General features: G+C 46.5%; 12 protein-coding genes. 4 read left to right on the top strand and 8 right to left on the bottom strand.

Annotated features, from left to right (window positions below; translation table 11 throughout):
• The first annotated feature begins 198 nt into the window (after positions 1-198).
• The 4 genes from ACTRWF_RS03740 (at position 199) to hemW (ending at position 4,714) form a co-directional block, all read left to right on the top strand.
• Positions 199-1,392, top strand: a complete 1,194-nt coding sequence (locus ACTRWF_RS03740) for a tRNA nucleotidyltransferase/poly(A) polymerase-related protein (RefSeq protein ID WP_020742980.1) — start codon at positions 199-201, stop codon at positions 1,390-1,392.
• Positions 1,393-1,542: 150 nt separating this feature from the next.
• The gene (gene srmB / locus ACTRWF_RS03735; protein ID WP_015066365.1) at positions 1,543-2,769 is read left to right on the top strand and encodes an ATP-dependent RNA helicase SrmB; all 1,227 of its coding nucleotides are present in this window, start codon (positions 1,543-1,545) and stop codon (positions 2,767-2,769) included.
• A 210-nt stretch (positions 2,770-2,979) separates the two neighbouring features.
• On the top strand, positions 2,980-3,582 hold the full coding sequence (locus tag ACTRWF_RS03730; protein ID WP_012517432.1) for an XTP/dITP diphosphatase: 603 nt from the start codon (positions 2,980-2,982) through the stop codon (positions 3,580-3,582).
• On the top strand, positions 3,575-4,714 hold the full coding sequence (gene hemW / locus ACTRWF_RS03725; RefSeq protein WP_041702583.1) for a radical SAM family heme chaperone HemW: 1,140 nt from the start codon (positions 3,575-3,577) through the stop codon (positions 4,712-4,714). Before ACTRWF_RS03730 ends, hemW begins: the two co-directional genes overlap by 8 nt.
• Before the next feature lie 124 nt (positions 4,715-4,838).
• On the opposite strand, the gene ACTRWF_RS03720 is transcribed toward hemW, so the two are convergent.
• From ACTRWF_RS03720 to ACTRWF_RS03685, 8 genes are all read right to left on the bottom strand, one after another.
• Positions 4,839-5,633 (bottom strand): YggN family protein, encoded by a 795-nt coding sequence (locus tag ACTRWF_RS03720; protein ID WP_012517430.1) that lies wholly within the window; start codon positions 5,631-5,633, stop codon positions 4,839-4,841.
• 257 nt (positions 5,634-5,890) lie between these two features.
• Positions 5,891-6,454, bottom strand: a complete 564-nt coding sequence (locus tag ACTRWF_RS03715) for an Lcl C-terminal domain-containing protein (RefSeq protein WP_012517429.1) — start codon at positions 6,452-6,454, stop codon at positions 5,891-5,893.
• 2 nt (positions 6,455-6,456) lie between these two features.
• Entirely contained in the window at positions 6,457-8,226 is a 1,770-nt protein-coding gene (locus ACTRWF_RS03710) for an Lcl C-terminal domain-containing protein (protein ID WP_015066363.1), read from the bottom strand.
• Between the two features lie 90 nt (positions 8,227-8,316).
• A complete protein-coding gene (locus tag ACTRWF_RS03705; RefSeq protein ID WP_015066362.1) occupies positions 8,317-8,808 on the bottom strand; it encodes a PAS domain-containing protein in 492 nt (163 codons plus the stop codon).
• Positions 8,808-9,803: a response regulator gene (locus tag ACTRWF_RS03700; RefSeq protein WP_020745444.1), complete on the bottom strand. Its 996-nt coding sequence runs from the start codon at positions 9,801-9,803 to the stop codon at positions 8,808-8,810. Before ACTRWF_RS03700 ends, ACTRWF_RS03705 begins: the two co-directional genes overlap by 1 nt.
• Positions 9,804-10,083: 280 nt before the next feature.
• Positions 10,084-10,794: an LrgB family protein gene (locus tag ACTRWF_RS03695; RefSeq protein WP_015066361.1), complete on the bottom strand. Its 711-nt coding sequence runs from the start codon at positions 10,792-10,794 to the stop codon at positions 10,084-10,086.
• Complete coding sequence (locus tag ACTRWF_RS03690; RefSeq protein WP_012517424.1) at positions 10,787-11,200, bottom strand: CidA/LrgA family protein; 414 nt, start codon at positions 11,198-11,200, stop codon at positions 10,787-10,789. The genes ACTRWF_RS03695 and ACTRWF_RS03690 overlap by 8 nt, the downstream gene beginning before the upstream one ends.
• 173 nt (positions 11,201-11,373) lie before the next feature.
• A complete protein-coding gene (locus tag ACTRWF_RS03685) occupies positions 11,374-12,135 on the bottom strand; it encodes a LytTR family transcriptional regulator DNA-binding domain-containing protein (RefSeq protein WP_462835149.1) in 762 nt (253 codons plus the stop codon).
• Between the last annotated feature and the right edge of the window lie 18 nt (positions 12,136-12,153).

Here is a 12,153-nt window from a genome sequence, read left to right as displayed (position 1 = left end):
TTTTGTTTTTGACGTGGATTAAACTACCAGACGCAACCTGTAAGTGAAAGCGCATAACAACGTGGCTACGAATTTTATTTGTAACATTGCTATACTGCGCCACTATTACGTGGGGAATGTTTATTTTCGTTACACGCCAAAAGTTGATGCATCCCCAATCTAAAAAGTATTACTGACTAAAAAAATCGTTGGAAGAGCATGCAAGTATATCTCGTTGGTGGCGCAGTACGTGACGCACTGTTAAATAGAAAAGTGATTGAACGCGACTATGTGGTAGTAGGCGCTACCCCACAAGAAATGCTCAGCCAAGGTTTTACCCAAGTGGGCAAAGACTTCCCTGTTTTTTTGCACCCCAAAACTCAGGAAGAATACGCCCTTGCTCGCACAGAGCGTAAGTCAGGTAAAGGCTACACTGGGTTTGTGTGCGATGCGTCAAGCTCGGTAACGTTAGAAGAAGACTTACTGCGCCGAGATCTGACCGTTAACGCGATAGCCCAAGACAATCTGGGGAACCTCATCGACCCCTATGGTGGTAAAAAAGATTTAGAAAACCGCCTACTTCGCCACGTATCAGAAGCCTTCAGTGAAGACCCCCTGCGGGTATTTCGCGTGGCCCGTTTTGCCACTCGTTACGCTTATTTAGGGTTTACCATTGCCAATGAGACCATGGCGCTAATGCAGTCTATGGCCGAAAGCGGCGAGTTAAGTACGTTAAGCGCAGAGCGCGTATGGCAAGAAACAAAACGTAGTCTTTTAGAGAAAACGCCGCATGTGTTTTTCACTGTATTAAACCAAGCTCATGGCCTTAATGACTGGTTTGCTGAACTAGAAAGTAATTTAGATGCGGCGATAGCCACATTAAAAACAGCGGTAGCGCTAGAAAATGCCGCAAAAGAAAACTTCGATAAAAGCGGGCAACTTGAAAATAAACCGCTTGAAACCAAAATACCTGAAAGCAGCTCTTCAGGCACAACTACCCTCATAATAAGGTTCACTGCCCTGCTCGCTCACCTTAATGAAGAGGAAGCGAAGCGGTTATGCAATCGACTGAAAGTGCAGAATCAACTAAGTGAGATTGTCATTCTTGCCTGCAAGTTTAAAGATTTTCTATTAAACACGCAGAACTCGCCCGCCGACTTACTCGCCTTATTCAATGGCTGTGATGCATGGCGAAGAAGCGAGCGCTTTACCCTGTTGCTTAAGGCTTTTGCGCCTTATGCTCATTACAAGGACTTAGATTGGCAGCGCCAACAGGAGCACATAGAAAACGCTTTGAGCGCGGCCAACCAAGTAAATGTGCAAGACATCATTGCCACGGGCGTTAAAGGCCCAGCGATAAAAGAAGCCCTGAACCAAGCGAAATTAGACGCCATTGCTTCGATAGGCGAATAGTTTAAAAACCACCGGTACCAAATATGGTGAACTACTTGGTATTTGAATGTGTTTTTACCTCCTACGTGCGAATTTAACAGCAGTTTTTCTCTATGTTTTGGTATAGCAATGCTACAATATGCCCCATTCATTTAGAGCATTTTTTATACTATGACTTTCGAAGAACTCGAATTAGACGATGCGCTGTGTCACGCAGCAGCAGATATGGGGTTTGAAGCTCCAACTAACATTCAAGAATTGGTGATCCCACACGCGCTAGACGGCCGAGATATTTTAGCGTCTGCGCCAACTGGTACAGGTAAAACCGCTGCATTCTTATTGCCAGCATGCCAGTTTTTACTTGATTACCCGCGCAAACAGCCGGGTGCGACACGTATTTTGATCTTAACGCCAACCCGCGAACTGGCTTTGCAGGTTTACGAGCAAGCGGTTGCCATTACCAAGCACACCCAGCTTGTGTGTGGCGTAATTACTGGCGGTATTAACTACGGCACAGATAAAGAGACGCTTAGCAAGAACTTAGATATTCTTGTCGCCACACCAGGCCGTCTTCTTGAACACATTGAAAAAGAAGCGGCAGACTGTCGCGATATTGAATGTTTAATTCTTGATGAAGCCGACCGTATGCTGGATATGGGCTTCTCGACTGTGGTGAACCAAATTGCGGCGGAAGCGCGCTGGCGCAAGCAGAACCTGCTGTTCTCGGCCACCCTTGAAGGTAAAGGTGTTAAGACCTTCGCTCACGACATTCTTAATAACCCCGAAATTGTTGAAGCAAACCCGTCGCGCAAAGAGAAGAATAAAATTCACCAGTGGTATCACCTTGCTGATGACATGAACCACAAGCAAGCTCTTCTGGTGAATATCTTGAAGCAGGAAACTACAACATCGGCGGTGGTATTTGTAAAAACCCGTGACCGCCTGCAAATGCTAAAAGACTTTCTAGCTTCACAAGATATTCAGGTGTGCTGGTTACAAGGTGAAATGCCGCAGGACAAACGCAACGCCGCTATGGCCCGCTTTAAAAGTGGCGAAGTCCCTATTTTGTTAGCGACTGATGTAGCTGCCCGTGGCATTGACGTGCCAAACGTCAGTCATGTTATTAACTTTGATATGCCGCGCAAAGCCGATATTTACGTTCACCGTATTGGTAGAACCGGCCGCGCAGGCGCTAAAGGCACGGCTATTTCACTGGTTGAAGCACACGACTTTGAAATGGTAACCAAAGCAGCGCGTTACATGGGCGAGCCTTTAAAAGCCCGTGTTATCGACGAGCTACGCCCTAAAAACAAAACGCCTAAAATTGGCCCGAAAAAGAAAAAAGTGAAGGCCAAAGATAAAACTAAGGCGAAAGCCAAGCCTAAGAAGAAAAAGTAAAGAGTGCAAAGGTAGTAAATAAGTAACATTCAGGTGAGTTAATGCGGTGGGCTAGGATGTAGGTGGAACATTGCCGACACAAACCCTCTGCCGCAGGGATGCGGCAGCGGAGCGCACATGGATGTGTTTACCGCGTGTTTGTGGAGGCAATGTTTCGCCTGCAGCCGCCTCCCTCCGCTTTAGCTCACCGTCAGTTCAAAAGAGTACATAATGAAATTTCCAGAAAAAATTGTTCTCGCCACAGGTAACCAAGGCAAGGTGCGTGAGTTTGCATCCTTATTTGCAGATTACGGTGTAGACGTAGTAGCGCAAAAGGAATTAGGTGTATCTGATGTACCGGAAACGGGAACCACATTCGTTGAAAATGCCATTATTAAAGCGCGCCATGCCGCACAGGTGACCGGCCTTCCTGCTATTGCTGACGACTCAGGCTTGGTGGTGGATGCCCTAGGCGGTGAACCCGGCATCTATTCAGCACGCTATGCTGGCGCTGATGCAACTGATGATACCAATATCGACAAGCTATTAGCTTCCCTTGATGGCGAAACTCATCGCAAGGCACACTTCTTCTGTACTTTAGTGTTCATGCGTCATGCCGACGACCCTGTACCGCTGGTTAGCCAAGGTAAATGGGAAGGGGAAATTTTAAGCGCACGTTCTGGTAACGACGGTTTTGGTTACGACCCTGTGTTCCACGTGCCAACTCACGGCTGCACCGCTGCTGAATTGGAAAAGGCCGAGAAAAACCGCATAAGCCACCGGGGTAACGCCCTTAGTATTTTGCTTGATACAATGAGAGCAACGTTTGCGTAATCCTCCGCTAAGCCTGTACATACACATTCCCTGGTGCGTTCAAAAGTGCCCGTACTGTGACTTTAACTCTCACGGGCTTAAGTCTGACCTCCCCGAAAAAGAATATGTGGCCCACCTGCTTGATGATTTAGCCATTGATGCAAAGCGTATTGGTGACCGCGTTGTTGAAACTATTTTCATTGGTGGCGGCACACCCAGCTTATTTTCAGCTGATGCCATGGCAGATATCTTAAACGGGGTAAAAGCGCGCGTTAACCTAAGCGACAATGCTGAAATCACCATGGAAGCGAACCCAGGTACGGTAGAGGCAGGAAAGTTTGCCGGCTTTTATCAGGCGGGCGTGAACCGCATCTCCGTTGGTATACAGAGCTTCCAGCCTAAGCATTTAAAGGTGCTTGGTCGCATTCACAATGAAAGCCAAGCTGAAAACGCGGTAAAACAAGCACATAGTGCGGGGTTGCCCACGTTTAACCTAGATCTGATGCACGGCCTTCCCGAGCAAAGCGTTGACAATGCTATGTCAGATTTAAAGCAAGGCATTGCTTTAAATCCGTATCACTTGTCGTGGTATCAGCTGACTATCGAACCCAATACGCCTTTCTACTCGAAACCGCCTGAATTGCCCGACGATGACATTTTGTGGGAAATACAGGAACAGGGCCATAAGCTTTTAGAAAACGCAGGCTATCAGCAGTATGAAATTTCAGGCTATGCCAAAGCGGGCCACCAGTGTCGTCACAACTTAAATTACTGGCGCTTTGGTGATTACTTAGGCATTGGCTGTGGAGCCCATGGAAAAATCACCGATGCGGCTAATGGTACTATTCACCGTACTGTTAAGGTTAAGCATCCAAGGGGCTACATGGAAATGAGCCGCCCTTACTTGGATACGCAATCTCAAGTTGAAGCTGGCGATTTACCCTTCGAGTTCTTTATGAACCGCTTTCGCTTGGTGGAGCCCTGCCCTATCAGTGATTTTAGCGACTTTACCGGTATCGCTATAACTGATGAAGTAGAGCGTGCACTGTGTGATGCACAGCATCAAGGGCTGTTATCCATAACGGACACCCACTGGCAAGTAACCGCAAAAGGTCGTCGGTATTTAAATTCGCTCTTGTCTTGCTTTGTTTAGCCTAGCGTTAATACTAAAAAAGCCTGCGTTTTAGCAGGCTTTTCGTGAGGTTCTTTTTCTTAAGGCTATTTTTGTAAGCTTCAGTTTTTCGCGTGCTTCCGTGGGCATGTTGCATAGCAAAACGTTAATCGTCGGTTTTGTCATGCCGAGTAATGATATTGTATGGCTGTAGCCCAGGTATGCTGGCGCGTAATTTCTCTTCGGCAACATCAAGTCGTTTTAGTTTCTCACAGAACCACTCTGCTTTTTTGCGCAATGTTGTGGCTTTGTCACCAACGTCTAAGTGCTCACCCACGTTGTTAAGCTGGCGGGTTATTTCAGCTACCTTTTCCTGGTTCACTTCTCCGCTCCCGGTATTGATGCCGCTAATGGCAGAGAGTATTCCACCTACCGAGGTTGAAATCGCTTCTTCTAGCTGCGCTTCAATTTCACTGTCTACAAACTCGTCAACGCTTTCCAGCGATCCCGGCCCAATAAAATAATGACTGCTAGCGTGTCTAAACTTGTCTTTAACCCGGTTTTGTACCCGTTTCATTGCGGCATTTAACCGTTCATAGCTATCATGGTCGCTTCCAACTAGCCCTAAATACACGTGTTCAATGGTATCAATGGCAAGGTCTACACCTTCCGTAGCCAAAACAATCATTTTCGGCACCACATAGTGTAGCCCAGACGAATACTCTTCAAGCCATTGCCGCTCTTGTTCGCTTAAGGTTTGCCAACGGCCGCCAATGAACAATTGATTCCGGTCGTTTATTTGAACCACAGTGCGGGTTTTGTCCATCACTCTAAGCTGTGTGTTATTAACAGCAATACCGTAAGCAAAATCAATATTGCAAGTATATTCAGCTTGCGCTGATGTACTAAGACCAGCGAATAAACAAATTGTGAAGAAAGCTGCCTTTAGGCGCGATATCATTTTCATACCATCATTGTGGCTAGCTTACTGCGAAATAAAAAGCCATCATGAGTCTAACGTGCTAAAAATCAGGTTGAACATGTCGAGATGTCCTATCTGCTCGAATCTCTTCTATTGCTTAAGTAAGGCTGGCGATAGTCTCAACTCAAAGCGTGCTAGCCTAAAACAACAAAGCACGCATTATAGAGCGTGCTTTGTTGATAAAAAGTCTTAGGCGCCGATACTAGACGAAAGACTAAGAGGCGATAGCGTACCGCTTATTCGTTTGTGTAAGTTCGAACCAAACGTACATAGATAAAGCGGTCTTTCTCTTTGATTGAGTGACTGGCATTAAAGAATGCCACAACCCACGCGCGATCGGGGTCATCTGCAGAAGGCGTCGATGTCCAAAAGTCATCCGGTGGTGTAGCCGGGAACAGTGAGCTGTTAATTGCTGGGCGAACGCAGTCTCGCTCAGTGAGCGTTGCTAGCTCTTTTACGTTAGGCAAACGCCACCCCAGCAAATCATCGTTACTTGCTTCGTGGGCTAAAACTAGCGCTTGCTGCCACGTATACTTAACCGCTTCGCCGCTACATGTAGAGCCATCCCATGTTTGCCCTTCTGCGCAGCGCTTCCAAACCAAATCTGTTGTCGTATCTAACAAACTACTGGTGGTAACCGCTTCAAAATTATCGTTTGGCGTGGTCTCAAGACCATCAGACAAACACTCCTGAGCGAACGTGGACAGTGACGTACAGGCCAAAAGCGCTGAAGCAAAAAGGGTTTTCATTGAAGATAGCACGTGGCTGTTACGTTTTTTAACATTGACTACTTTATTCATGTTTATCTCCCCGCTCTTACTAGACGCACGCGAGCGGCTGATGATTTATTGAGGAAGTTATCTACCCCTGAGTCGAAATCTAACGCCCATGCATTTTGCGCATCGTCACTATTTACACCATCTGCACTCGGTACAGAGGTCCAGTACCACAATGGTTCATTGGTTACGGCACCAGTGTTAGGAAAGTAATCTTCATCAATAGCCACATCATCGGCAATACCCAAATGCATTAATGAGAAAAGTTCATCATGTGTAGGCAAACGCCAGTCATAAAAACCGCATAGACCTTGTGCGTTAACGGCTTGTACATAAGCAGACGTGTTACAGCTAGTCAGTAAGCAGGTCGCATTCAGCCCCGTTTGATCACCTTCAAACCCGCCGTTTACTTCTTCACTGTACCAAGAGTAGGTGTAGTCTTTATCTTGGAACGCACCATCGTCAGTTTTCACTTCCCACACCAGCCCGGTCACGTTATCGCGCACACACGACCAAGTATCAGCACTGGCATCTTGCTCATCACCATTTGCATTCAACCGGGTAAAGTCAAAGCCAGCTTTACCGCGACCCGCTTTTTCAATTAACCCGTTTTGTTCAATGATGTCGGCGCCTCTTTGACCATCTTGCCCCGGAAAATCGTTTTGTTGTGCTTCAGTTAACGCGTTATTGGTGGCCTGCTGCAAAAAGCCCGTGTCGTTGAGTAACGGTGTTGGCATTGGACGTATTTGCACGTTTATGGTGTCTTCAACGCTGTTGTCATTAGCGTCTGTCACGGTAAGCGTGTAGGCAACAACTGTAGATGTGGTGACTGCCGGTGCAATGGCAAAGGTTGAAAGCGCGTCACTGTCATCAACAGAGCGAATGGTAACGCCGGAATCTGTAGATGAAACGTTATTGCTACGCTCCCATGAGTAGGTAAGAGGTAAGGCACTTGGAATGCTAGTGCTAGCTTCCCCTTCAAGTATCACCACCTCACCACTGAACACGCCTTGGGAAACTCCCGCACTGACTACGGGCAGCGTATCGGTTTCAGATTGTACGATAATAGTAACGGTTTCTACATCAGTAGCACCTTCACTGTCTGTTACTTCAAGCTGAAAAGTTAGCTGTTGCTCTTCATTGGCAATAGGTGTGACGATAGTCAGTGTAGATAAGTTGGTGTCGACACCCGTAATAACATTGGTGCCTGATGTCTGTGTCCAAACGTAATCGGATATATCGCCATCAGAGGACGCTGAGTCAGAATCACTGCTTCCCGTACCGTCGAAGATAACTTCCACACCGCCTGGGAATGTGTTTGCAGGCAGCCCATCCCACTCAGGCACATCAATGCTCGCTTCAGGTGCAATATTAACCGGCGCCACAGTGATCACCGTAAAGTCGCTCGCGGTGTTGCCACTTTGGTCATTAACAGACACCGTTAATGTGTATTCAGTGGCGTTATTAACTAGCGGGGCAACAAAGCTTGCAGCAGAATCGCTGGTGTCTTCATGAGTGATAGACAACGAAGGCGACGCGCTCCAATTGTAGGTGTATGTGCCATCCCCTCCGCTTACTTGCGCACTCAACGTGTAAGTGACGCCTTCGGTAACAGTCGCATCGGGGCCTGCGTTTATCACAAGGTCACCGCTGCCGGAGCCGCCATCACCACCTAAATCGCCGTCACCGCCTCCGCCGCCACAAGCAGCAAGCAGTAACGCTGTTGCGAACAATACTAATCCGCGAACGATAGCGCGAGGAAAGTAGCTTGAGATTGAAAACACATTGAATTGCATACGTACTCCCGCCGCACTACCTACTTGTTAAAGCGTAGTGCGAGTCAAAACTTGATATAGATGGTATTGCTGATTAGCAATATGTAGCAGTTAGGAATAGGAACTTTTCGCTTCTTGGGCTTCAGACACGGTTACCTGTAACGCCTCAAGTTGCTTTTTACCTACAGCCACATCAGTCATGTCATAAATCATCATACTGATAAAATCCACTTTGCCCGTAGTTGATGTAAGTGGAGAAAGCGTGATGTTTTGGTACATGAAAGACTCACTACCTGTAATCGGCCGGTAGTTGGGAAACTTGAACAAATAGGGGCGCTGCTCCCATGTCATGAACGCGCGTGTTTTTAAGTCGAAGACAGGCTTCGCTTTTTTCATAAACCAGTCTTGCTTAATGGCAGGAAATAGTGAGAACAAGGTCTTGTCTCTTACTTCACTAGGCAGAAGGCCGCTGTGACTTTCCATAAAGCCATTCCAAACTTTAACAGTAAAGTTTCTATCTAAAACAACAATACCCACATCGACCGTCTGAAGCATATCCATCATCCAATGGAATTCTTGGAACTCATCTAAATGTTGGCTCATTAAAAATCCTCCAACAAGTGGGCAAGTTTAGAATTCATCATCTTCATCGACTCTTCTGTAAATAAAAGTATTAAGTCGCACTGTACGTTGTAGCCCTCTAGACCATAGCTAAGCTCTATCGCTAAGGTACGCTTCCATTTGATTTGATTCATGGCAATAATTTCAGTGATAGCGCGGTGCTGGCCAAGTACTATGGGGTGGCCCTGACTGAAGTTAATGTCCATTTGGTTCGCCAAACCCGTTAGGCAAGTGCCAATAAGTATGCTGGCGGCGTCCATCAAGAGCTCTAACTGAAGTTGATCGTCTACTTCCCCTTCCACATTAAGTATTTTAGCCACATCATCAAAGCTTGAATCGCTTAAAATACACAGTGCTTCACCGCTCACTCCCGGCCCCAAAAAGCCTTGGCATACCGCGGTAACCTGCTCGTGGCATTCAATATCTGAAAGCATCATGTGAAGCTCTGAGACTTCAATAAGATTTACATTAGGAATGGGCAGCTCTACAAATACATTCATTGTACGGGCAAGGTGATCACCCGCTTGGCCCATAGCAATGTTAGTAATTTCCTGGTAGCAATCGCGAATATCCGGGTCTAGCGGGGACGCTTCTACAACATCGTCTTCCTCAGCATGAAGAATATTGTACTTATCTAACACCTCAGCCAGTTTCTTAGGGTCAACGGGCTTTCGAATGAAATCTAAGGCACCTAAGGAAGTCACCCGGTCATGAGCTTCTGGTTGAATATCTCCAGATACGACAATAACTTTCGTCTTAAGGCCCTGCTTCTGAATTGCTTCCAGCGTGCCGTACCCATCGAGAACGGGCATATTAAGGTCAAGCAGCAAAAGGTCACCTTTTCCCTCTGCCAGCGCCGTCAGCGCTTCTTGCCCATGTTTGGCAAAATGGACCGCTACTTCCCAATCTTGAGGAAGGCACTTGGCCACTTGCTTGCGGGCAACCAGAGAGTCGTCACACACGAGTACAGAAAACATTAAGTTCTTTTACCACCTAGCTTTTTAAACCAGAAACCACTGGCATTTCTTAGCAATTTCAATTGTATCGGCACAACTACAATGAACTGTAGTAACGATTTTCCCGCTTGCTAACTGAACGGCTGGGTCACTACTTTTATTATCAGATAATCTTCCGTATATAGTGATACGAAACGCCTCTCTAAGAAATAGCACTTTTGGGGAATATTGCCAGCCGACTTTGCTTTGCCTTAAAACTCTGTATTTATAAAACCGGCCCAGTTATCTTGCTTTCAAATGGTTAAACAAACAGCCCAAAAACAATGGGTAACGCGACAGCAGTGAATATGCCGTTCACGCATAAGCCCAATATGGCCATTGCCGCTACATCCTCTCCCATTTGAATAGCTTTTGCCGTGCCTACCGCGTGAGCAACCGTGCCAAGCGCAATCCCCTGTGCTTGTCTATTCGTTACATTAAACAAAGAAAACATTGAAGTGGCCATAATCGCCCCTACCACGCCAGTTACAATAACAAATACTGCAGCTAATGCAGGAATGCCGCCTATCTGGGCGCTTGTTTCCATAGCTAGCGGCGTAGTAATTGATTTAGCCAGTATAGTAAACTGCATGGCCCTTGGTGCATCTAACACAAACAGTGTTAACCACGCCCCAATTGGCGCTAGCACGCCCCCAAAAGCAATGCTTACTAAAAGACGCCAACCATAGTGTTTGAGTTTTTGCCACTGCCGATAAATAGGCAACGCTAAGGCAACGGTAATTGGTCCTAACAGCCAATATAATAAAGATGCTGCATGTTGGTACGCAGTAACTGACGTATGGGTAAGATACAGCCCTAGTGATACGAGAAGTGCAGTGGTAACGATAGGGTGAGCTGCCGGATGCCCTTTACATAATCTATTGACCCAAAGTGCTGCGATATAGCTCACAATAGAAACGCTTATCCAAAACAGCCCACGTAAACTAAAGGCGTGATTGAGCGCCTCAATCATTTGTACCTCCTTCGTTCTTATTGATGTTGTTTAGCTGCGTTTTATGCGTGCTTTTGGTATTAAGAAGCGCCTGAGTCAGCCACGCTGTGAGACCTAAACAAAACGAAGTGGTAATAATAATTGCGATAGCGATAGCAAGGGCGTTAGCCTTGATATCAGACCAATAAATAGATACGCCCAATACCGCTGGCACAAAAAGCAGCGACATATGCTTAAGGGGGAAGGTAACAGCCCGAGCAACCTGGCGCTCTGTTTGGGGAAAGGCAAATAAAACCCCTACTAATAAAAGAAGCCCCACCAATGGGCCTGGCACGGGAAGAGAAGTTAGGTTAACGATGAGCAGGCCAACGTAGTATGCAGTAAACACCAACACTGCCCCTACCACCGTGTTTATCGCATTTCTCACTTGCTCTCCCTTTTTTTACCCGTTTAGCAAAACAGTGTAACCATTAGCAGGTTTAACCACCAGCAGTACCATGGTCTTATGTGGGAAGAGTATGGGAAGTGCAAGCACTCGCTAAAAACGCCACGTTTGCACAGTAATTAGCAATATAAAGTCGGCAATGGCGAGTCGTCAACTTAGCCTGTGTGCCAGTACTGATAGTAATATTTGTGCGTTATTTTAAACGCTTCGCCACCGTGCATGACAACTCGCTGTTGATTCAATTTTTGTTCTATATGCATTACGTATTTTGCGTTAACCGCTACCGACCGGTTACAGCGTTTGAAGTGGTGTTCGCCTAACCGCTTTAACAAATGGCACAGGGTGGTACGAACGATGTAACTTTCCGATAATGTCTGCACACACATGTAATCCCCCGCTGCTTCTATCCACTTGATGTCTGCGGGGTTCAAACAGCACCATCCGTTTTCTGCGCGTATTCCTACTACATTTGGCTGCGCGTTTTTATAGAGCTGCTGCCTCAATGTAGCTAAAAGCGCAGATTCAGATACGCCATATTGCTTACATAATCCTTTCACTAACAGGTTAAATTGAACATCGCGCTTGTGGCAATAGTGCTTAGCTTTAACGTGTTCAACAGTGCACCGCACCTGCTGTTCATTAAACGGAGACGTAATGAACCCTGAAGCATTATGGTTAAATGCCAACATGGCTTCTTCGTCTTTATCTCCTACAGCGAGCCAATGCTTTGAAGCGAGATTTCGGCTAGACTTCGACACGCTATAAAAACCGATGGACTGGGGGTGTTTTTCAGCAAGTGCCAAACTATGTCCAACCGAATGCGCGCCGTAAACATGTCTGAATAGGTCGAGCTTTTCAAGCATGGTACAAAGCGAAGTTTGCATAGCAACAGATTGTAAGAAAACCAGTGCGATCATCTGCGTTCCCTTGCACGT

The sequence above is a fragment of the Alteromonas sp. G5_S2_22_S1 genome (assembly GCF_054968525.1).
This window is presented reverse-complemented; position numbering and strand designations above follow the sequence as displayed.